Origin of the sequence: Dactylosporangium sp. CA-139066 (assembly GCF_050936175.1) — a bacterium.
Classification (GTDB): domain Bacteria; phylum Actinomycetota; class Actinomycetes; order Mycobacteriales; family Micromonosporaceae; genus Dactylosporangium.
Window position 1 is genome coordinate 6,317,517 of the sequence record NZ_JBNJNH010000001.1, and the last position, 20,387, is coordinate 6,337,903.

General features: G+C 71.7%; 19 protein-coding genes. 7 read left to right on the top strand and 12 right to left on the bottom strand.

Annotation, left to right across the window (positions count from 1 at the left end):
• Positions 1 to 14 precede the first annotated feature (14 nt).
• Positions 15 to 587: a dihydrofolate reductase family protein gene (locus ACQEVU_RS29010; protein WP_433328986.1), complete on the top strand. Its 573-nt coding sequence runs from the start codon at positions 15 to 17 to the stop codon at positions 585 to 587.
• A 43-nt stretch (positions 588 to 630) separates the two neighbouring features.
• Positions 631 to 1,377 (top strand): phosphotransferase, encoded by a 747-nt coding sequence (locus tag ACQEVU_RS29015; RefSeq protein WP_433328988.1) that lies wholly within the window; start codon positions 631 to 633, stop codon positions 1,375 to 1,377.
• 82 nt (positions 1,378 to 1,459) lie between these two features.
• On the opposite strand, the gene ACQEVU_RS29020 is transcribed toward ACQEVU_RS29015, so the two are convergent.
• Positions 1,460 to 2,371 (bottom strand): fructosamine kinase family protein, encoded by a 912-nt coding sequence (locus ACQEVU_RS29020; RefSeq protein WP_433328990.1) that lies wholly within the window; start codon positions 2,369 to 2,371, stop codon positions 1,460 to 1,462.
• A gap of 256 nt (positions 2,372 to 2,627) precedes the next feature.
• Here ACQEVU_RS29020 and ACQEVU_RS29025 point away from each other — a divergent pair, with 256 nt between their 5' ends.
• The gene (locus ACQEVU_RS29025; protein WP_433328992.1) at positions 2,628 to 3,674 is read left to right on the top strand and encodes a S66 peptidase family protein; all 1,047 of its coding nucleotides are present in this window, start codon (positions 2,628 to 2,630) and stop codon (positions 3,672 to 3,674) included.
• Between the two features lie 35 nt (positions 3,675 to 3,709).
• Here the strand turns inward: ACQEVU_RS29025 and ACQEVU_RS29030 are convergent, their stop codons facing one another.
• Positions 3,710 to 4,669, bottom strand: coding sequence for an NADP-dependent oxidoreductase (locus tag ACQEVU_RS29030; protein ID WP_433335120.1), 960 nt, complete (start codon positions 4,667 to 4,669; stop codon positions 3,710 to 3,712).
• A 116-nt stretch (positions 4,670 to 4,785) separates the two neighbouring features.
• On the opposite strand from ACQEVU_RS29030, the gene ACQEVU_RS29035 reads away from it, so the two are divergent.
• The gene (locus ACQEVU_RS29035; protein ID WP_433328994.1) at positions 4,786 to 5,337 is read left to right on the top strand and encodes a TetR/AcrR family transcriptional regulator; all 552 of its coding nucleotides are present in this window, start codon (positions 4,786 to 4,788) and stop codon (positions 5,335 to 5,337) included.
• Positions 5,338 to 5,373: 36 nt separating this feature from the next.
• Here the strand turns inward: ACQEVU_RS29035 and ACQEVU_RS29040 are convergent, their stop codons facing one another.
• A complete protein-coding gene (locus tag ACQEVU_RS29040; protein ID WP_433328996.1) occupies positions 5,374 to 6,786 on the bottom strand; it encodes an FAD-binding oxidoreductase in 1,413 nt (470 codons plus the stop codon).
• 86 nt (positions 6,787 to 6,872) lie between these two features.
• Here ACQEVU_RS29040 and ACQEVU_RS29045 point away from each other — a divergent pair, with 86 nt between their 5' ends.
• Positions 6,873 to 10,349, top strand: coding sequence for a BTAD domain-containing putative transcriptional regulator (locus ACQEVU_RS29045; protein ID WP_433328998.1), 3,477 nt, complete (start codon positions 6,873 to 6,875; stop codon positions 10,347 to 10,349).
• A 162-nt stretch (positions 10,350 to 10,511) separates the two neighbouring features.
• The gene (locus tag ACQEVU_RS29050; RefSeq protein ID WP_433329000.1) at positions 10,512 to 10,919 is read left to right on the top strand and encodes a four-helix bundle copper-binding protein; all 408 of its coding nucleotides are present in this window, start codon (positions 10,512 to 10,514) and stop codon (positions 10,917 to 10,919) included.
• A 3-nt stretch (positions 10,920 to 10,922) separates the two neighbouring features.
• On the opposite strand, the gene ACQEVU_RS29055 is transcribed toward ACQEVU_RS29050, so the two are convergent.
• From ACQEVU_RS29055 to ACQEVU_RS29090, 8 genes are all read right to left on the bottom strand, one after another.
• Positions 10,923 to 11,486, bottom strand: a complete 564-nt coding sequence (locus ACQEVU_RS29055; RefSeq protein ID WP_433329002.1) for a thiamine pyrophosphate-dependent enzyme — start codon at positions 11,484 to 11,486, stop codon at positions 10,923 to 10,925.
• Positions 11,483 to 11,971, bottom strand: coding sequence for a hypothetical protein (locus tag ACQEVU_RS29060; protein WP_433329004.1), 489 nt, complete (start codon positions 11,969 to 11,971; stop codon positions 11,483 to 11,485). Before ACQEVU_RS29060 ends, ACQEVU_RS29055 begins: the two co-directional genes overlap by 4 nt.
• Before the next feature lie 28 nt (positions 11,972 to 11,999).
• Positions 12,000 to 12,863, bottom strand: coding sequence for an isocitrate lyase/phosphoenolpyruvate mutase family protein (locus tag ACQEVU_RS29065; RefSeq protein WP_433329006.1), 864 nt, complete (start codon positions 12,861 to 12,863; stop codon positions 12,000 to 12,002).
• Between the two features lie 117 nt (positions 12,864 to 12,980).
• A complete protein-coding gene (locus ACQEVU_RS29070; protein ID WP_433329008.1) occupies positions 12,981 to 13,541 on the bottom strand; it encodes a hypothetical protein in 561 nt (186 codons plus the stop codon).
• Between the two features lie 16 nt (positions 13,542 to 13,557).
• Positions 13,558 to 14,802: an ATP-grasp domain-containing protein gene (locus ACQEVU_RS29075; protein ID WP_433329010.1), complete on the bottom strand. Its 1,245-nt coding sequence runs from the start codon at positions 14,800 to 14,802 to the stop codon at positions 13,558 to 13,560.
• Complete coding sequence (locus ACQEVU_RS29080) at positions 14,802 to 16,007, bottom strand: ATP-grasp domain-containing protein (RefSeq protein ID WP_433329012.1); 1,206 nt, start codon at positions 16,005 to 16,007, stop codon at positions 14,802 to 14,804. The genes ACQEVU_RS29075 and ACQEVU_RS29080 overlap by 1 nt, the downstream gene beginning before the upstream one ends.
• 5 nt (positions 16,008 to 16,012) lie before the next feature.
• Positions 16,013 to 17,194, bottom strand: coding sequence for an MFS transporter (locus ACQEVU_RS29085; RefSeq protein WP_433329014.1), 1,182 nt, complete (start codon positions 17,192 to 17,194; stop codon positions 16,013 to 16,015).
• On the bottom strand, positions 17,191 to 18,438 hold the full coding sequence (locus tag ACQEVU_RS29090; RefSeq protein ID WP_433335122.1) for an ATP-grasp domain-containing protein: 1,248 nt from the start codon (positions 18,436 to 18,438) through the stop codon (positions 17,191 to 17,193). The genes ACQEVU_RS29085 and ACQEVU_RS29090 overlap by 4 nt, the downstream gene beginning before the upstream one ends.
• A gap of 175 nt (positions 18,439 to 18,613) precedes the next feature.
• Here ACQEVU_RS29090 and ACQEVU_RS29095 point away from each other — a divergent pair, with 175 nt between their 5' ends.
• Entirely contained in the window at positions 18,614 to 19,477 is an 864-nt protein-coding gene (locus ACQEVU_RS29095; protein ID WP_433329016.1) for a class I SAM-dependent methyltransferase, read from the top strand.
• On the opposite strand, the gene ACQEVU_RS29100 is transcribed toward ACQEVU_RS29095, so the two are convergent.
• Positions 19,474 to 20,385: a LysR family transcriptional regulator gene (locus tag ACQEVU_RS29100; RefSeq protein WP_433329018.1), complete on the bottom strand. Its 912-nt coding sequence runs from the start codon at positions 20,383 to 20,385 to the stop codon at positions 19,474 to 19,476. The two genes, ACQEVU_RS29095 and ACQEVU_RS29100, sit on opposite strands and share 4 nt — an antisense overlap.
• Between the last annotated feature and the right edge of the window lie 2 nt (positions 20,386 to 20,387).

The following is a 20,387-nucleotide window of genomic DNA, read 5'->3' on the forward strand; positions in this document are numbered from 1 at the left end:
ATGGAGTTTTTGGAATGCGAAGCCTCACCTACTACATCGGCACCACCATCGACGGCTTCATCGCCGGTCCGGGCGGCGAGTTCGACTTCCTCCCGCTCGCCGAGGACGTCCTGGCCTACATCGGCGAGGAGTACCCGGAGACCCTGCCCACCCACGCACGCGGGCACTTCGGGCTCGCCGACGCACCGAACCGGCGCTTCGACACCGTGGTGATGGGCCGCGGCACCTACGAGCCGGGCCTGGCGATCGGCGCGACCAGCCCGTACCGGCACCTCCGGCAGTACGTGGTGTCCGGGACCATCGCGGAGATCGCCGACCCCGAGGTGGCACTGGTGCCGGACGACCCGGTCGGCCTGGTCCGGCGCCTGAAAAAGGAGGACGGCCTCGGCATCTGGCTGTGCGGCGGCGGACAACTCGCGGGCGCGCTCCTGCCCGAGATCGACGAGCTGGTGATCAAGCAGTACCCCATCGTCGCCGGTGCCGGCATCCCGATGCTTGCCGGCGCGTTCCGGCCAACCCCGTTCACGCTGACGGGCAGCCGGACCTTCGCGAGCGGGGCCGCCGTCCTGACGTACACAAGGACGTGATCGGCAAGAAACCCGGCGACATCGGCGGTCGTCCGCCGCGATAATGGCCGACGTGGAGGAGGTCGAGGTCGTCGTCGCCCATAACGAGCGCGCGACCCTGCGCGTCGGTGACGTGTTCCTGAAGATCGACGCCGATCAGACGCGCACCGACGTCGAGGTCGAGGCGATGGCCATGGCGCCGATCCCGACTCCGGAGGTCCTGTGGCGCAAGCCGCCCGCGCTCGCGCTCGCCGCCCTCCCAGGGACCGCACTCGGCCGCCTCGGCGAGCCGTCGACCGCGTCGCCGGCGGCGTGGGCCGCGGCGGGTGCCGCCGCACGGATGCTGCACGACGCGCCGCTGCCGCCATGGCCCGGCCGGAGCGTCGACGAGATCGCATCGGACCTCGACAGCGAATGCGAGTGGCTCGTCACGAACGGCGTCCTTCCGGCTGACCTGGTCTCGCGCAACCGCCGGATCGCCGAGGCGGCGCTCCGGCCGTGGACACCGGTGTTCGTGCACGGCGACCTGCAGCTCAGCCACGTCTTCGTCGACGGTGACGAGATCACCGGCGTGGTCGACTGGTCCGAGGCGGCCCAGGGCGACGCCCTGTTCGATCTCGCCATCCTGACGCTCGGACACGAGGAGCACCTTGACGACGTCGTCGCCGGCTACGGCACCGACGTCGACCTCGACGTGATCCGCGCGTGGTGGTCGCTGCGAAGCCTGCAGGCGGTCCGGTGGCTGGTCGAGCACGGCTTCGACCCGTTCTCGCCGGGCTGCGAGGTCGACGTGCTGAGATCCCGGATGTAAGGCCGCACGAGCCCGGGAACAGCCTTCGGTCACGGCGGCGGGGCCGCGATGACGCGCATCGACCAATGTGCCGTTCGTACCCTCATATGCCTTGTCGCCGCGGCCGGAATGGCGCGAGGGTAGCGCGGACCTGGTCGCCCGCGCCCCAGTCGTCGTCGAGCTGGGCCAGCACGGCGAGGTGCTGGCGTAACTGCACGATCGGCATGCGGGACTGCCAGCCGGCATCGAGCGAGGTCAGCTCCGCATAGACCGCGAAGAACCGTTGCGCCTCGGGCGGTGGCGCGGTGGACCAGACGTGGGCGAGGTCGACCTCCGCCCACATGTACGACACGGCCGGGTCGATCAGCGCGGGCCGGCCGTTCGCGGCGGCCAGGACGTTCGAGGCCCACAGATCGCCGTGGGTCAGGCAGGCCGGCCGGTCCGGCAGCAGGTCGGGCAGCCGGTCACACAGTCGCTCCAGCGCCCGGCGGTCATCGGCGTCGAGTGCCGCATCGACGCGGGGCTGCCCGAGCCACCGCAGCAGCCGGTGCTGTGCGAAGAACGCGAAGCCGTCGTCCTCCCAGGTGTTGCGCTGCCGGCGGCGGCCCAGCCAGTTGTCGCGGTGCCAGCCGAAGCGCGGATGGGTCGTACTCGTATGCAGGCCCGCAAGCGCGTGCGCGAGCTGTTCCCAGAAGGTCTCGCTGGACGGCCTCGGCCGCAGCACCTGCAGCACCAGCAGTTCCCGGTTCGCCAGGATCACCTCGGGCGTCGCCATGCCGCCGAGCTCGCGCAGCGCGGCCAGCCCTTCGGCCTCCGCGACGAAGACGTCGTCGGCCGGCGGCTCGGTGAAGGCCTTGACGAACACCGGCGGCGCATCGCGGCGGACGGCTATGCCGGCGAGCGCCGCGAACCCACCGGTGGCCGGCTCCACCGTGACAACGTCGTCCATCCCCGCCCGGTACAGGCACTCCAGCAGGAACATCGTCGACCCCCGAGCCTCAAACCTGGCAGTCACCGCTGCGCATTCGCGTTGCTTCGGTCAGATCCTGCAGGGCCGCCTCGAAGCGCTCCACACCTTACGCTCGCCGCCGGCATCGACGCTGCGGCGGAGCAGCGCCACCACGTCCCGGTCCGCCACCGTCACGGCGCAAACGGATCCCAGTGGGTGGCGTAGCGGAGCAGGGACAGCGCCAGGTCGGGGTTCGCGGCCGCCCATTGCGTCGATCGGCAAATACGTAGCGAGTTGGTGCGCGTGTGTGGACACTGCACCGATGACCGGTTCAGCACCGCCTCAACTGCTTCGACCCCGTGCCCTGAGGCCCGGTGATCTCGTCGTTATCGCAGCGCTGTCCGGGCCGCTCCCTGCCGCTTACGAGCCCAATGTCGAGCAGGCGGTGGTTGTGCTCGAGCGGATGGGATTCCGCGTGCGTCGGGCACCGCTCCTGGAAGTAGGGCGCCACCATTGGTGGAGCGCGGCCACGCCGGCGGAGATCGCCGCGGAGCTCAACGGTCTGCTGCGGGATGCCGAGGTGCGCGCGATCATCGCCAATGACGGCGGCCAGACGGCGTTCGGCTACCTCGACCTGATCGACGTTGAGGCGATCAAGGCCGACCCCAAGCCGATCCTCGGCTACAGCGACATCTCGCTGCTGCATCTGGCGCTCTACGCACGCACGGGTCTGGTCGGGTTCCATGCTGACATGGCCGTGCCTGGCTTCGGCGGGCACTGGCAGGCCGTGCCGGCGACACGCCGAGCGGAATTCGAGGAACTCTACTCCAGGCTACTGACCGGCACCGAGGCGATCGGTGCGCTGCCGGCGAGCCCGTCGTGGGAGTGCTGGCGCGCCGGTCGCGCCGAGGGCCGGCTGATCGGCGGGGTGATCAATCGCATCGCGCTGGTGCAGGCTACGCGGTTCGCGGTGCCGCTCGAATGGTTCGACGGTGCGGTGCTGTTCTGGGAGGAGATGGGCGGCCAGGCTTCCTACGTCTGGAGCTATCTGCAGGTCCTGCGGCACTGCGGCATTCTCGATCGGATCTCCGGCATGGTCGTGGGCGTTCCGCGCGAGATCATTGGACTTGAGGGGCCCAACCCGTCCCCGACGCTTGCCGAGATCGTCCTCGACGTCCTCGGCGACCGTGACATCCCGGTCCTGGGCAACGTTGAAGTCGGTCATGCCGGCCTGAATCTGCCGATGCCGGTCGGCATCCGCGTCGGCCTTGATGCGCAGCAGCTGACATTTTCCCTACTCGAACCGGCAGTGCAGCCGCTCGCGACCACACCACCGGCCGGCTGGGACCGCAGACATGGCCGCGCGTGAGCCTCCAAGATCAAGATTGACGCAGCGGGCGAGAGCTAGAGGTCGATGACGACCTTGCCGTGTACGTGGCGGGCGGCTTGAAGCTCGACGGCGGCGCGGATCTGCTCGACCGGGAAGCTTGCCGCGATGGGCACACGGACCCGGCCCGCTGCGACCAGGCGAGCAATGTCCTCGATGGCGCCGGGCGCGGCGTTGGCGCCGTTTGCCGGTGTGATGCCGTCGATCTGTGCGGCGATGGTGGTGATGCGCCCGTCCGGAACGCCGAGTTCTCGTGCCGCCTGCGCCGTCTCCGTCCCGTACAGGTCGATGGCCGCGGTGACGCCGGCGGGAGCCAGGGCGCGCAGCCGGTCGACCAGGCCGTCGCCGTAAGCGACCGGCTCGGCCCCGAGGGCACGCAGGGCATCGGCCGACGTCGCCGATCCCGTCCCGATCACTCGTGCGCCCGCAAGGCGGGCGAGCTGCACGGCGAACACGCCGACCCCGCCTCCCGCGCCGCCGATGAGCAGCGTGTCGCCCGGGCCGGGTTTGACGACGGCGAGCGCGGCGGCGGCCGTGCAGCCCCCAATGGCGAGGACGGCGGCCGTGCGGTCGTCGACGCCGTCGGGGGTATGGTGCGCGTCGCCGCCCGCCGCGATGGTCCCGGCCACGTCGATGACGACGTAGTCGGCGACCGCGCGGGAGAGGGCGCCGCCGAACACCCGGTCGCCGGCCGCGAACCCGGTCACGCCGTCACCGACCTGGTCCACGACCCCGGCATAGTCGGTTCCGAAACCGGACGGCAGGCGCAAGCCGAATCGAGCGGCGGTCTCCGCGTCGGAGGTCATGAACCAGTCCATCGGGTTCAGTCCGGCCGCGGTGACTCGCACGCGGATCTGCCCCGGGCCGGCCTGCGGTGCGGGTACCTCGCGGAGGTCCAGGACCTCGGGGCCGCCGAATGACTCGAGCAGGACCGCTCGGCTCGTGGTCGCCGACGTGTTGACGCTCGGGTGTTGCATGCTCACTTGTCTCCTTGGCGGCGAACGAGGGCAACGAGAACCGGACTATGCTCCGTTTACAAGAGCACCGTACCATAACCGGAGCGTGATCCGTTTTGGCAGAGTCAGAAACTCGTGTGCTGCGAGCGGATGCGACACGCAACCGCAGCCAACTCCTCGAAGCCGCGACCCGCGTGTTCGTGTCCACCGGCACCGAACCGTCAATGCGCGCGATCGCACGCGAGGCCGGGGTCGGCATCGCCACGCTCTACCGGCACTTCCCCACCCGCGAGTCTCTCGTCGACGCGGTCTACCGCGATCAGGTCGCGCGGCTCACCGACGGCGCCCGCGAGCTCCTCACCCAGCTTCCCCCGCCCGCGGCGCTGCGCCGCTGGATGGAGCTGTTCGGGGACTGGATCGCAACCAAGAACGGCATGCTCGACACGCTGCTCGCGATGATCGAATCGGGCGAAATCGCCCATGCCCAGACCCAGACCGAGCTCCTCGCGGCCATCGACGAGCTCCTCGACGCCGGCCGTGTGACGGGCGAACTGCGCGCCGACGTCACCGCCGAGGACATCGCCGCCAGCCTCATCGGCATCTTCACCGTAGCCCGCCCGCCCGAGCACGACGCCAGGGCAAGCCGCCTGCTGAACATCCTGATGGACGGCCTGCGATCCAGACCCTGAACCGCGTCGTCACGCCGCCGCCGGCGGCCGGCCTGGTTATGTGGCGGGGCGGATGTTCTGGTTGAGGTGGAAGACGTTGTCGGGGTCGAAACGGGCTTTGAGGGCGGCGAGCCGCCGGTACTTCTGCGCGCCGTAGGCGTCGCGGACACGATCTTCGCCCTCGAGGTCGAGGTTGTTGACGTACACGCCCCGGCCGAAGCGGGCCATCTGGTCGGCGAAGGTTCGGACGCCGCTGCGGCGGGAGTCGTCCTCACCCGGATCGTTCCAGCCGGTGGAGGCCATGAACTCGAACGGGGCACCGCGATGGCCCACCGCGGAGTCGTCTTCCCCGGTCCGGCCGATGGCGCCGCCCCGGGCCTGCAGCGACCCGGCGACAGCTGGGCGGTCGGCGGGCGTTGCGGCGCCGCGAGCAAGGAAGGTCTCGATCGCGGCGTCCGGCAGCTCCCACAGGTAGTGGGACTTCCAGTACCGGCGCACCCCATGGCTCCAGGCGGTGTCGTTGCTGCTCTGCACTTCCAGGTACGGCACCGGGCCGACCGTTTCGGCGAGCGGTCGTGCCAGGCGCCGCAGCTGACGGCCGAGCGCCACGCCCTGCTCGACGTCACCGATGTGCACGAATACGAGGGACACGACGGGCTTGCCGTGGTACTCCTCGGGGAGCGACGAGCCGGGTTCGACGTCCCAGACGGACGCGGCCCAGGTCGTCTCATCGGTCGCCTCGGTGGCGAGTTCGCGAAACGCTTCCAGCACCGTCCGGCCGTTGCCGAGGTCGTAGAAGGCGGCGCCGGTGGTCACCATCGGCCCGACCGCGTGGAGATCGAACTCGAACGAGGTGACAATGCCGAAGTTCCCGCCGCCGCCGCGCAAGGCCCACAGCAGGTCCGCGTCCTGCTCCTCGCCGGCGACCCGCGAGCTGCCGTCGGCCAGGACGACCCGGGCTGAGCGGAGATTGTCGCAGGCGAGGCCGTGCTTGCGGGCGGTCCAGCCGAACCCGCCGCCCAAGGTCAGGCCGGCGACCCCGGTGTGCGAGACAAAGCCGCTGGTGACGGCCAGCCCGTGCCGCTGGGTCTCCCGATCGAGCCCGGAGAGCAGGCTGCCCGCCTGCACCGTGGCCCGCCGGGCATCCGGGTCGACCTGTACGGCCGCCATTCGCGACAGGTCAATGGTGACGGCCCCGTCGGCGACACCAAGACCCGCGATGCTGTGCCCGCCACCGCGCACCGCCACTTCCAGGCCGTGCCGGCGCGCGGCGCGGAGCGCGGCAATGACGTCGCCCGTGTCGGCGCAGCGGGCGATGAGCCCCGGATACCGGTCGATGCTGGCGTTCCACACCCTGCGCGCGGTCTCGTATCGTTCGTGCTGCGGCAGGATGAGGTCTCCGCGGAAGGTGCCGCGAAGCTCCCGGGCCGCCTCGTTCGCCGCCCGGGCATTGTCCGTCACAGGGTCCACCGGCCTGCTCCTTTCCGTAGCCGAGGCACGGACACAGTCTTGGCCGGTCGGCTAAACATGGACTAGACGTCGAGGAGGTTCTGAACGTGGAGTTCCAGATCCTCGGGTCCGTTACGGTGATCGACGACGCGGGGACGACCGTGCCGCTCGGGCCGCCGCGGCAACACGCGCTCCTCGCGGCGCTGCTGCTCCATCCCGGCGACCCGCTGCCGGTCGACCGGCTGATCGGCCTGCTGTGGGGAGAGCATGCGCCCGCCTCCGCGGCGACCATCGTGCATGGTTCGGTGGCCGGCCTTCGGCGGGCTCTGGAGCAGGATTCCGGGGCGAACCAACCACGCGTGCTGGTGACCGGAGCGGGCGGCTACACGCTGCAGGCAGGGCCCGAGCAGGTCGACGCCATGCGCTTCGAACGGCTGGTGGCGGAGGGCCGCAGCCACCTCCGAGACGATCCCCGGCGCGCCTCGCCGCTGCTGGCGCAGGCCCTGTCGTTGTGGCGCGGACCCGCCCTGGCCGGGGTCGACGCACCCTTCGTGCCCAACGCCGCTCACCGGCTCGAGGAGCTTCGTCTCGACGCCCTGGCGGCGCGGGCAGACGCTGATCTCGCCCTCGGCGCGCACGCCGACCTCGTCGGCGAGCTCGCGGCTCTGGTACGGCAGTACCCGTTACGGGAGCGCCTGTGGGCCCAGCTCATGGTCGCGCTCTACCGGTGCGGCCGGCAGGCCGACGCGCTGGCCGCCTACCAGGCGGTGCGTCGTCTCCTCGGCGAGCAGCTCGGTGTCATGCCGGGACCGGAGCTGGACGATCTGCACCGCGCGGTACTGCAACATCACCCTTCCCTCGACCCGCCGGGCGCGGCCCGGGCGCGACCGCCGCTGCCGCGCCCGCTCGGCGTCTTCGTCGCCCGGGAACGGGAGCGCGAGCAGCTCGCCGCCGCCCTCGACGGCCACCGGCTGGTGACCTTGGTCGGCGCGGCAGGCGTCGGGAAGAGCCGCCTCGCCATCGAGGTCGCACGCTCGATGACCCAGCGGTACCCCGCCGGGATCTGGTTCGTCGACCTGGCACCGCTCACGGCGCCGGAGCTCGTGGCGCAGGCGGTGGCCGACGCGCTCGGGGTTCGGGCCGAGCCGGGTGTACTCCTCCTGGACACCGTCACCGCGGCGCTGGGACGCCGTAAAGCGCTGCTGATTCTGGACAACTGCGAGCATCTGCTACCCGCCAGCAGCAGCTTCGCCACCGCCGTAGTGGCGGCCGGCGCAGATCTGCGCGTGCTGGCAACCAGCCGGGAAAGCCTCGGCATACCCGGCGAGGCAATCGTGCCGCTGTCTCCACTGCCGGTGCCCGGTCGGGATACCACGTGGGAGCGTGCAGCCGCCAGCCCGGCGGTGTGGCTGTTCGGCGCGCGAGCCGCGACCGCCCGGCCGGGCTTCCGGGTGACCGAGGCCAACGTCGGTCTGATACGCGACATCTGCCACCGGCTCGACGGGATGCCACTGGCCATCGAGCTGGCGGCGAGCCGGGTCGCGACGCTTCCCCTGCGCCAGATCGCCGACCGGCTCGACCACCAGTTCCGGCTCCTGGACGCCCGACATGAGGACGCCACCGACCGGCATCGCGGTCTGGACACCGCCCTGCGGTGGAGCTACGACCTGCTCAGCGAGCCCGAGCAGTTGCTGTTCGAGCGGCTGTCGGTGTTCGCCGGCGGGTTCACGCTGGGCACCGCCGAAATGATCGTGGACGATGTACACCTGCCGAGGCGCAGCATCGCCGCGCTGCTGTCCCGGCTCGTGTCGCGGTCACTGGTCCAGCTGGAGCAGATCGCGTCCGAGCGCAGCCGCTACCGGATGCTGGAGCCGCTGCGCGAATACGCGCAGGCCCGGCGCGACAAAGGCGAGGTCGCGACGACAGCCGAACGCCACGCGCGGCACTACCTTGCCTGGATCGAGCAGACCGAGCCGTACTTGTACCAGGCCGGCTCCATGCCATGGCTCGAACAGATCCGTGAGGAGAACGAGAACCTGCGCGCCGCCCTGCAGTGGGCGTTCGGCCCGGACGGCGACGCGCAGCTCGGCGCTCGGATGGCGGCGCTGCTCTGGCACCCGTGGGACCTAGCAGGCGCTCGCACCGAGGGACTGCACTGGATCGACGCCGGGCTGGGCGTGGTGTCCGGCTCCGAGCCCGGGCGACGAATGCGGCTGCTGGCGGCGGCAACCCTGCTCCGCCTCGGGCTGGGCGAGATCGACACCGCTCACGCACTCGCCGCCGAGCAACTCCGGCTCGCCCGCAGCCACGCCGACCGGCAATGGGAAGGCGACGCGCTGACCCGGCTGGGGATGATCGCCTGGACGCGAGGCGACCTGCCAGCGGCTACCGCCCATCTCGAACACGCCGTCGACGCGCTGCGCGCAGCACGGGACCGGTGGCGCGAGGCCATCGCGCTGGCGCACCTGGCCCGAGTACGACGCGATGCGCCCCAACTGCCCGCCGCACAGTCGGCCGCGGAGGCGGCGCTGGCCGTCGCGCGGCGCGTCGGCGAAGACACCGCGCTCGGCTTCTCCCTCGACATCCTCGGCTCCATCATGCAGCAACGCGGCCGACCCGACCGGGCGGGAGATCTCGCCGAGGAGGCCCTCGCCCGCTACCGCGCGATCGGCTACCGGGAAGGTGAGGCATCGGCCCTGCAGGCGGCCGGCCGGCTGCTGCTGGACCGCGGCGACCGGGACGCCGCCCGGCACACCTTCTGCAATGCGCTCGAGCTCTGCATGCGCTTCGGGCACCGTGGTGGGATCGCCGCCAGCCTGGACGGTCTGGCGCGCACCGCACTCGCCGGCGGCGAGGACGTGCAGGCCGCGGTCTTGGTCGGGGCGGCAGCCGCACAACGCAACCTGCTCGGCGAGTCGCCGCCGGCCGCGAAGCGACAGACCCAGGAAACGGTTTGGACCCGGCTGCTCGCCGGCCTGGGCGCCGAGGAACTCCAGCGGGCCACCCGGCGCGGAGCCGACGCCAACCTGGAGGACCTCATCCAAGCGCAGCGCGCAGCCCCGGTCGGCACCGCCACCCCGGCCGGGCCGCCGTCGAGACGGACCGCGCCCACCGTCGTGTACATCGCCAGCGCCGACCCCGCCGCACTGGCCGCGCTGCTCGACGTCGCGGCAGCCGACGCCTTGACCCGATGGCTTGACCGCACCCTGCGGTCGATCTGCGGCGAGCACGGAGCGGACGGGATCAACCAACAGGGCGAGACCTACCTCGCGACCTTCGCGGACGCCGCTGTCGCACTCAACTGCGCGTGCCACGTCCAGCGCGCCTTGGCCGATCACCGTCGAGACCACGGCTTCGCACCCCGGGTCCGCATCGCCGTACACACCGCACGCGGCCCCGAACAGGCCGACGCCGCCACCCGCCTCGCCACGCAGATCGGCGCGGAAGCGGCCAACGGCGAAGTCCTGGCCACCCGACCCGCGATCGAAGCCGCCACCGACGCTTTCGCCGCATCGGCCCTCCAGCCAATCGAGCTGGCCGGGGTGTCCGGCCCGGTTGAGGTCACGTCCATCGACTGGCGGTGACACCAGGGTTCTGTCAGCCAACCAGCCCGCCTCGGCCGGGGTCGGATGGGGCCCGCCCGGCGTCGTCGGGCGAGCACTCGAAGACCCCCGGCGGCCGGTTTGGGGTGGCCGTTTCGTGGTAGAGGCGTACGGTCCCAGTACCCGGCAACCGGGAGGATCGCCATGCCGCAGACCCGGGAACTCCTCAACAGCGTCGCGATGAGCTTCCGGCCCGAAGTGACCAGCGAGCGCCTGGCCTCGGCGATCGACGCCATGCTGGAGTGTGAGGAGGCCGTCACCGCCTGCGCGGCGGCGATGGTCGGCGAGGACGACGTACGCGACCTGCAGGACGCAATCATCCGCGACCTGAACTGCTCGGACACGGTTGCGACGACCCGCCGCCTGATCAGCCGCGGCAGCGACGTGGCGCTGCTCAGCGCGCAACTGGAGGCCTGCGTGATCGCCTGCGAGCACAGCGCCGAACTCTGCGCCAAGCACGCCCACCATCACGAGCACTGCCGGATCTGCTCGCAGGCAACCCTCAGGTGCGCCGAGGCCTGCCGGCAGATGCTGCACGGCCTGCACGGCTGACGTTCACGTCCGCAACGCTGCGGCGTACCTCGCGCTGGTCTCGGGGCTGCGCCGGGGCGCCACGCTGCGCGGGTCCTCCGCCACGTACACCAGTACCGGCAGTGCCGTGTCCGTCGCGGTGGCGAGCGCGTCCTCGAGCTCCTCCGCAGACTCGACGGCGAACCCCTGGCCGTAGCCGAGCGCCGCGGCGCAGGCAGACACGTCCTGCGGCCCGCCACGCCTGGGAACCGTCTGGCCGCCGGTGCTGGCGTACACGCCGTTGGCGCTCACCACGTGGATGATGGGCAGCTGCTGGAAGGCGATGAACTGCGCACACGACCACCCCATGAGGTGGTTGCCGTCGCCCTCCAGGACAACCGCCCGGGACGACGCGCCGGCGAGCACGAACCCGGCCGCGACCGCGCCGGCAAGGCCCATTCCGCCCTGCAGCGGCAGCGCCCGGGCCTCGCCCGGCTCCACCATGGCCATCACCTCGCGGGCGAGGTAGCCGTTGCCCACGAACAGGGGCCAGCCGCGGGCGCGCGCACAGGTCACGATCCGCGAGGCGATCTCGCCGCGGTACATCATGCGTGACCCGGCCGGACGAGGAGGGCGCGGTGCCGGCCGGCCGCGACGCAGTCGTCGTACCACCGTCGCATGGCGGTGGGGTCGACCTTCGCGTCGTGCTCGACGATCTGGTACGAGATGCCCAGCGCGAGCATGAACTGGACCGTCCGTTCACCGGTGACGACGTGATGGCTCAGCCGGTCGTCCCCGGTTCCCGCCCAGCCGACCACGAGGAACACGGCGACGCCGATGTCCCGCGCCAGCGAGAGCAGCGCGTCGCCACACGTGAACAGCCCGGCGTTCTTCAGGTACACGAACGGGTTCCGCCCGCCGAGCGCAAGTCCACATGCGACTCCCACCGCGGCGTCCTCGCGGGGCGCCGTGTACACCGGCATCGAGGACCCCACTGCGGCCATGAGCCTCGAAAGGTGGGAGTCCGGCACGCCGACGGCAACATCGAGTCCCAGCGCCGCCGGCAACTCGTGCAGCGCGACCCTCGTATCCATGTCGCGGTCCCGGTCGCTCGTGGCGTCTTCAGGCCGCCACGACGCCCGGCTCACCCGACAGGCGAAGGATCTCCTGGATCGGGACGAGACCGGTCAGCGCCGACAGCTGACCGCCGCGCCGCAGCTGCGCGGCGAGCCGGGTCATGGTGGCGAGCGCGCCGCGCAGGAGGTGGTTCGCGTAGACCACCATGCCGTATCCGGCGTCCCCGAGCTCGTCGAGGGTGACGTTGGTGTAGGCGGTCGGGATCGACGCCAACCGGGCCGGGCCGGTCCACTTCTTCGCGATCTCCCACAGCTCGGTGACCTCGCCCCCGTTGGAATGCACGACGACGATGTCCGCACCGGCCTCCGCGTACGACTGGGCCCGCTCGATCGCGTCGTCGAGCGGGAGTCCGGCGATCAGCGCTTCGGTCCGCGCGACGATCACGAAGTCGTCGCCGGTGGCCGCTCGGGCCCGTGCCACCCGGCCCGCGAAGGCCTCGCGGCTCTCCAGCGACCGGTCGACGGACTTGATGAGGCTGTTGCGCTTCGGGAAGGCGCTGTCCTCGATGCACATGCCGGTCACGCCGCCGAGGTGGAGCTCGCGCGCGACCCGGGCGGCGGCGAGGTCGGTGCCGTATCCGTTGTCGCAGTCCACGACGACGGGCAGCGTGGTCGCGGACCGGATCGTCTGCGCGACGTCGATCATCTCCTTGGCGCCGAGCAGGTTGCGGTCCGGGATGCCCTTGGTCGCCGAGATCTCCAGGCTGCTGACCCAGCATCCGTCGAAGCCCGCCTCCTCGGCGATCCGGGCAACCGCCGCGTTGTGCGTCCCGACCAGCAACACCGGCGCGGACCGCTCCCCCGGCGGCAGAAGCCTCTGCCGGCGCGCCTGATACTCAGCTACCATCATCGGTCCCGTCCCGAGGTCCACGCCGCTGCGCTGAACATATGGCGGACTCTACAAGGGACAGTGCGGTTTTCGGCGTCGCGCGACCGGAATCCAATCAATGACGATCAATCATGCCGCTCAGGCGCGCCCGAGCGCGTGGTCGGCGAGCATCCGGTTGTGCCCGCGCCAGAACAGCACCCTGCCCTGGCCCATCATCCGCTGCGCCAACGCGCGGGCCGCGCCGGCCACCACGCTGTCGCCCAGCACCGCGACCATCTCGTCGTACGGCCCGCGCACCATCATCTGGTCGTCGCCCGCGCCGTAGAAGTCCGAGTCGACGAACTGCAGGTGCGGGTACCGCTGCTGGGCGACCTCGCGCTCGCCGAACCCCTCCTCCAGCGTGGAGCGTTCGACGATCATCAGCGCGTCGACCGGCGACGCGGCGACCTTCGGCAGGACGCGGTAGATCACCAGGATGTCGGTGGCCCGCATGGTCAGCGCCGACAGCCGGCCCGGTGTCGTGCCCGGCAGGCACGACAGCGCCCAGAACTCGCCCTCGGTGGCGGCGGCGTCGGTAATGGCCGCGGCAACGTAGGCGGCGGCGACCTCGACGACGGGTGTGAAGAACCTGCCGGCGGCCAGCCGGTCGTACTTCTGCATCTTGGTCACGTCGCCGTGACCGCGGGACGCTGCGGGCATCCGCTCCACTCCTGTGCTAGGTCGGATCCACATCGAGCACGTACGCCTGCGCCAGTTCCTGCACCCGTTTGTACACCAGTTCCTCGTCGGCCACCGCGAGGTACACCAGGCCGGTGGTCGACGCCGAGTGCAGCCGGGTGCCGATGACGTCGCCCGGTCCGACGGTCATCGACAGCCGCACGACGTCCGGGACCCGCGCCAGCTCATCCGGACCGGAGATCCGGACCACCCGGCCGGGGCGCACCGGCAGGTCACAGTTGACGATGATGTCGTCGCGCAACCGGCGGGCCGGCGTCGGCATCGACGGGCGCCGGCCGAGGGCGGTCTCCATGAAGACCCGCCACAGGTCCACCCCGTACTGCAGCTCGATCGCCTCGACGATGCCGCCTCCCGCGGGCCGGCAGGCGATCTCACCCACCAGGAATCCGTCGGCGGTCTTGAACAGCTCGAGATGGGTGACACCGCTGCGCAGTCCGAGCGCGCGCACGACGCGCTCGTGCAGCGCGACGATCGGGTGGGCGTCGGGATGCCAGTCGGGCAGCAGGTAGGAGCCCGTGAAGGCATCGATGTTTCCGAGCAGTGGCATGAAGTACCGCGACGCGGCAGCGAACTCGACGCGACCATTGTGGACGACGCCGTCGCAGTGGTACTCACCCTCCATGTCGACGAACCGTTCGACCACCAGCGGGCAATTCGCATGCCGGAGACCGTCGCAGGCGGCCGAGTCCCGGATGGCCGCCCACGCGGCCGGCGACGGCACCGCGAACGTGTTCATCGACCCGGTTCCCAGCGCGGGCTTGACGACGACGGGCCAGCCCAGGCCGGCCGCCGCGGCGGGAACTGCGGACAGGTCCGCCACGACGCGATGGGGCGCCACCGCGATTCCCTGCGCGGCCAGGGCGGCCTTCATCACCGGTTTGTTGGAGAACAGGTTCGCCGTGTCGAAGCGTATCCCCGGCAGCCCGAGGAACGACCGCAGATAGCCGCCGGCCTGCTGGCTGCGCTCGGACGGCGCGACCACGTAGTCGATCGGCGCGGCGGCCTGCAACGCCAGTGCTGTGCGCTGGACCGCCGACAGGTCGCCGATGTCGGTCACGAAGTGCAGCCGGACGTCGGCGGCGTACTGCACGGCATACGGCGCCTCGGTGATGACGTCCAGCTCGGCGTCCGGCGCGACGACGCGCAGACGGTCGACCGCCTCGGTCTTCCCCGAGTTGACCAGCAGGACCCGCGGCCCGCCGCGGGTCAGGCCCGGTGCCATCAGCCCGCGGCCCGCGGTACGGCGACCGGATCACCGGCCGACAGCGCGGCGAACCGCCGGGCGATCTCGTCCTCGTTCGCGCCGCGGACGAGGAACGCCGCCTTGCCGTCGACGGCGCTGGTCGCCTTGCCCGGCCGGTCGCTCACGACATGCTCGAGCAGCCAGTCCGGATGGTCCGCCGGGGCCGCCAGGCGCCGGCCGCCGGTCCACAGCAGCCAGCCGGTGGGGGCGGCCACCGGCGTCAGCTCACGAGTGTCCCGCCACAACCCGACGGCGATGAGGCACGCCAGTCGCGACGTGTCGACGCCGTAGGTGTACCGGATGCTGTTCCTGATCAGTGCTCCGCCGCTGCGGCAGGCCACCTCGCCGGCGAAGAACAGGCCCGGCTCGTCCGCGAGGAACTCCAGGTGCAGGATGCTGACGCCGTGGCCGGCCGGCAGCCGCCGCACGAACTCCCGCGCCGCGCCGGTCAGCACCCGGCGCGCCGGCGACGATTCGTCCAGCATGATCGACCCGGAGTTGTCGGTGGCGTACCGGTGCGGCGGACACCGGTACCGCGACGCGGACACGAGCAGGGCGGCCGAACCGTCCACCACGACGTCGACGTGGTACACCGCGCCGGGCACGTACCGCTCCGCCATGAGCCGTCCGGTGTGGACGCTCGTCACCCAGGCCGGGTCGGCGATGCAGGCGTACCGTATCGCGTCGTCGTCGTGGAACACGCGCACCTGGACCGCTCCTGCGCCGTCCCGCGGCTTCACCACGACCGCACCGAACTGCCGCCGTGCGGCGAAGACGTCCTCGAGACAGCCGAGCGGCCGGTACGGTACCGCGGGCGTGGCCAGGCCGGCGAACAGCGCCTTCATGGCGACCTTGTCGCGGAACGCCAGGGCGGAGGCGGACCGCTGGCCCTCGATGTCGAACAGCGTCCGGACCTCGGCGGCCCGCAGGACGTCGTCCTCGGAGTTGGCGAACAGCCGGTCCGGCCGGTCCTCGCGGCAGATCCGGAACAGCTCGCCGAGCACGGCGGCGTCGGAGTCGTAGTCGTCGACCAGGACCCGCCGTACACCCGGCCCGAGGTCGGAGTCCGGGCGGACGGTGCCGTGCGAGCTGACGACCGTGACGCGCGTCCCGGGTGCCTCCTGCAGGATCCAGCGGTCGCACGGTGCCGCCGAGCCGGGCCGTTGCAACACAACCACGTGCACCGGGATCACCCCTCCTGGAGCGCCAGATCGCCGACCGCGCGGGGCACGACGGGCACCACCGCCGCCAGCAGCCCGGCCAGCACCACCCAGCCGGGCCCGGCCAGACCCATCACCAGGAGCGTAACCAGCGGCGGCCCCACGATCTCCTGCGCCGCGGGGCCGAGCCCGAACACGGCAAGGTACTCCGCCTTGCGGTGCTCCGGAGCGTACCGGTACGACGCCTCCCAGGCGGCGGCCGACTGCCACAACTCCCCCGCGGTGAGCAGGACGGTTCCGAGGACCAGCAGCGCGACCGACGCGGTTCGCCCCACCTGGGCGGCTGCGGCGAACGCCGCACAGCACAAGGCGAGGGCGAGGCCGGCGCGACGCAACGCGCGAGTCGTCCCCGCGGCGCTGTCCACGCCGGAGCTGAACGGCACCTGGAACGCGACGGTCAGCACGGTGTTGAGGCCGACCAGGAGCGGTACCACCGCAACCGGCGCCGGGGTGGCCAGCAGTGTCCACATCGGCAGCGCCACCGTCAGGATCGTCGTGTGCAGGTACAGCAGGCCGTTGAGCCCGGCCAGCCGCAGGTAGCGCCAGTCCCGGAAGTCGGCGAGGAACGTGAGGGGGCCGCGGCGCACCGGCGACGGTGCGGTGTCGACGCGCAGCCGCGCCAGCAGGAAGACCACCGCGGCGAAGGACGCGGCGTCGGCGAGGATGACGGTGCGGTACGCGGCAACCGAGTGCGCGGCGAGCAGCGGCGCGGCCGCGAGGGCGCCCAGCGAGAACCCGGCGTTGCGCACGGAACGCATCAGCGCCAGGGTGCGGGTGCGCTCGTGCCCTGGTACGGCTGCCGCCACGACCGCCTGGGTGGCCGGCGACGCCGTCCGCTCCACCAGGCCCAGCAACAACGACACCAGGACGAAGGTCGTCGGGCCGTCGACGAAGGCGAGCGCCGTGAACCACAGGGCCCGCCATGCCTGCACGCCGGCGAGCATCCGCCGGGCACCCCAGCGGTCGGTGAGGGTGCCGAGCGGCACGGACGCGAGCAGGCCGGCCGCGCCGGACACGGCGAGACCTGTCCCGATCGCCGCGGCGCTCAACCCCGCGGACCGGATCAGGAACACCGTCGATCCGGCCAGGTACAGCCCGGTCCCGGCCGAGTCGACCAGCGCGACGACCACGAGCGCACGACGAGGGCTCATCTTGTGCTGACCGCGATCAGCGCGGCGGCGCGCGCGGCCCGGTCCTCGGCGTCCGGCCCGGTGGGCCCGGTGGCGATGACGTGACCGACCCGCTCCCAGGAACTGGTCAGCGGCGCGACCGTGCTCCCCGGTTTGGCGGTCACGGCGACCTGGTGGACGCCCTCGGACCGCTCGGCGACGTCGATGCCGCTCACGTCGGCGACGACGCCCGGCGGGCAGGTCAGGAACCGGATCGCGGCGCCGCGGGACGGTGAGCTCCGGTCGGCGACGCCGGCCCCGCCGAGCAGGCCCACCAGGTCGGCGGTGATCGAGCCGCCGTAGGCCAGGTCGATGAGCTCGTCGATGCTGTCGCCGGGCAGCCGGGCGGCGCACTCGACCAGGTGCGGGTCGACGCCGCCGACGAGGATCCACTCGGCGTGCAGGACTCCGCTGCCGAACCCGACAGTGGTGGCCAGGCGCGTCGTGAGCTCGACGACGGTCGCGGTGACGTCCGCCGGCAGCGCGGCCGGCACCACGTGGCCGAGCTCCACCGGCCACGGTCCAGTGTGGACGACCTTGGCGGTGACGTTGACGAACCGGACGGCGCCGTCGTCGACCAGGCATTCCACGCTGACCTCGGGGCCTTCGAGGTACTCCTCGACCAGGTAGCGCACGGGAGTGGTGAAACGCGCGCGCATGCGCGACTCGTCGACGCCGGCGCTCTGCGACCACGCGGCCGCCACATCGTCGTGCTCCGACACGACCCGCACGCCCAGGCTCGCCTGGCGACCGGTCGGCTTGAGCACGCAGCGGCCGTGTGACGCGCGGAACGCGGTGACGTCGGCCGGCCCGGTGGCAACCCGCCAGCGCGGCTGCGGAAGACCGGCGGTGCCGGCGTGCCGGCGCAGCGCCTCCTTGTCGCGAAGGATCCGGGCCGCCTCGGTACCCGCGCCGCGCAGCTGCCACGCCTCGGCGAGTGCGGCGGCGGCTACGACGCCGTACTCGACCGCGGGCAGGACGATCCCGATGTCACCGGGCCCGCCGGCCGCGCGCAGCAGGCGCGTGGTGTCCACCTCGTCGTGGATGGGCATTTCCAGCAGCGAGGCGACGCAGCGAAACGGCGACAGCCGGCGCCGCACGTCGCGGGCCACGATGACGTCGGCCTCCTCGAGCACGACGACCGAGGCGGGGGGCAGCAGCCGGTCGAGGTCGGCGACCAGACCCTTGCTGAACCCCACCAGCGCGTGCGTTGCCCGGGCGCGCATCACCTTCACGGCTCCCTCATCGTTGCGGATCGGCCCTCACGCAACCACAGGCCGACATTGATCTCAATATCTCGTTCGGTCGATACGCAGCGCAGGGTGAACGGGCCTACATTCGGGTCCGTCGCGCTTTGTGCGAGCACCCCGTCCATTTGCTTGATTGATTGGTTGGATCGTCATGGCCGCAGCCAGCATCACCGCACCCCTTGCGTGGGAGGACATCGTTCCGCGGTGGACGAAGTACGCGCCACCAGCCAGACCATCGGCGGACGACGTCGCGCGGATCCGGTCGCGGATCCGCCTGGACGAGGAGGGCGACCAGGTCGAGGTACTGGTGCTCGGCTCGACACCGGAACTGCGTGCGATGCTCGCCGGAATTCCCCGGCTCAGGGTCACGATCCTCGACCGCGTGCTGCCCATGATGCAGGCCATGACAACGCTCATCGAGGCCGAGTCATTGAACGAGGTGTGGATCTGTGGCGACTGGCTGACGGCGCCGCTGCCGCCCCGGTACTTCGACCTGGTGGTCAGCGATCTCGTGCTCGGCAACCTCAATCCTGACGACCAGCGGGGCCTGATGTCACGCGTACGGTCGATCCTCAAACCGGGCGGCCACTGGGTGTCCAGAATGGACTGTGTCGACGAGTACAGCGTCTTCGAGGATCTGGACACGCTGCTCGAACACTATTCGCGGCTGTCCGATCCCACCCCGGAGGACGTCTGCGAGCTGCGCAGTGTGGCGGGCCTGCGGCACTGGGATCCGGCCAGCGGCTTCCTGTCGTACGCGGCGCTCGGCGAAGCCATGGACCGCTACTGGGACGGTGACCGCTTCGTCCACCCGAACCACCGCACCAGCCTGTTGCTCACCAGGCTCCGGGAGGTGACGCTGCCGTACGGCCGGCCGTACTGGTTGAGCCGCAAGGCACAGCTCGACGCCGCGCTCGGACAGCATTTCCGGGTGGTGGACGAGCAACGCGACGACTCGCCGTACGCGTATCCGGGCCGCGGCTACTACGTGTACGACCTCGCGCCGCGCGTCTAAGCCGGTGGCCGCAGGAGCGGGCGCGCGGGCCTGGCGGCTATCTCGTGGAGTGCCCCGAGGACCGTGCGCACCGCGACCCGGTGCAGGCTCTCCGGACGGGCGAGGACGTCGATGTGCCGCCCGGCCGGCAGGTCGGCCAGCGGGCGCAGCACCACGGCGGAGCCGGGCCGGCTGGTGTAGCCGGGCAGCAGGGCGAGCCCGCCGCCGGCGGCCACGATCGCGGCCACGACAGTGAAGTCGTTGACCCGGTGGACGATCTCGAGGGGCCCGCCGGCGGCCGCCGCGATCGCCGTCAGGATGCCCTCCAGCGGGAATCCTTCGTGGACGCAGATCCACGGCTCGTCGCTGACGTCGGCGGCGGTGAGTGACGGCTTCGAGGCCAGCCGGTGGCCGGCGGGCATCGCGACGTACAGCGGCTCGTGGACCAGCGGCACGATCGTGAGCCGGTCGGACGGCCAGGGCGGGCTGTGCGCCAGCCGGTGCGCCAGGACCAGGTCGTAGTCGGCGACCAGCGCCGGGAAGTCGGCCTGCGCCACGTCCTCGTCGCAGCACCGCACCGGCGGCAGGCCGGGCCGGCCGAGCAGCGGGCCGAAGTAGGTGAGCGCGGCGCTGTGGAAGGCGGCCACCGTGACCGGCGCGCCCGGGTCGTCGAGGTAGGCGTCCACGGCCCGGCCGGCCCGGTCAAGTGCGGTGGAGACCTCGATCGCCGCGGCGGCGAGGGCGCGGCCCGCCTCGGTCAGCACGAGACGGCGGCCGCGGCGCTCGGTCAGCGGGACTCGTGCCGAGCGTTGCAGCGACCGCAGCTGCTGGGAGACCGCTGACGGCGTGATGTGCATCGCCCGGGCGACGGCGGCGAGGCTGCCCCGGTCGCCGAGTTCCCTGAGCAGGCGCAGGTGGTGCAGATCCATGA

Bases quoted from the DNA above. Each gene is read 5' to 3' on its own strand.
- ACQEVU_RS29010 (WP_433328986.1), top strand. From the start codon at position 15: ATGCGAAGCCTCACCTACTACATCGGCACCACCATCGACGGCTTCATC.
- ACQEVU_RS29015 (WP_433328988.1), top strand. From the start codon at position 631: ATGGCCGACGTGGAGGAGGTCGAGGTCGTCGTCGCCCATAACGAGCGC.
- ACQEVU_RS29025 (WP_433328992.1), top strand. From the start codon at position 2,628: ATGACCGGTTCAGCACCGCCTCAACTGCTTCGACCCCGTGCCCTGAGG.
- ACQEVU_RS29030 (WP_433335120.1), bottom strand. From the start codon at position 4,669: ATGCAACACCCGAGCGTCAACACGTCGGCGACCACGAGCCGAGCGGTC.
- ACQEVU_RS29050 (WP_433329000.1), top strand. From the start codon at position 10,512: ATGCCGCAGACCCGGGAACTCCTCAACAGCGTCGCGATGAGCTTCCGG.
- ACQEVU_RS29055 (WP_433329002.1), bottom strand. From the start codon at position 11,486: ATGATGTACCGCGGCGAGATCGCCTCGCGGATCGTGACCTGTGCGCGC.
- ACQEVU_RS29060 (WP_433329004.1), bottom strand. From the start codon at position 11,971: ATGGATACGAGGGTCGCGCTGCACGAGTTGCCGGCGGCGCTGGGACTC.
- ACQEVU_RS29065 (WP_433329006.1), bottom strand. From the start codon at position 12,863: ATGATGGTAGCTGAGTATCAGGCGCGCCGGCAGAGGCTTCTGCCGCCG.
- ACQEVU_RS29070 (WP_433329008.1), bottom strand. From the start codon at position 13,541: ATGCCCGCAGCGTCCCGCGGTCACGGCGACGTGACCAAGATGCAGAAG.
- ACQEVU_RS29075 (WP_433329010.1), bottom strand. From the start codon at position 14,802: ATGGCACCGGGCCTGACCCGCGGCGGGCCGCGGGTCCTGCTGGTCAAC.
- ACQEVU_RS29085 (WP_433329014.1), bottom strand. From the start codon at position 17,194: ATGAGCCCTCGTCGTGCGCTCGTGGTCGTCGCGCTGGTCGACTCGGCC.
- ACQEVU_RS29090 (WP_433335122.1), bottom strand. From the start codon at position 18,438: ATGCGCGCCCGGGCAACGCACGCGCTGGTGGGGTTCAGCAAGGGTCTG.
- ACQEVU_RS29095 (WP_433329016.1), top strand. From the start codon at position 18,614: ATGGCCGCAGCCAGCATCACCGCACCCCTTGCGTGGGAGGACATCGTT.
- ACQEVU_RS29100 (WP_433329018.1), bottom strand. From the start codon at position 20,385: ATGGATCTGCACCACCTGCGCCTGCTCAGGGAACTCGGCGACCGGGGC.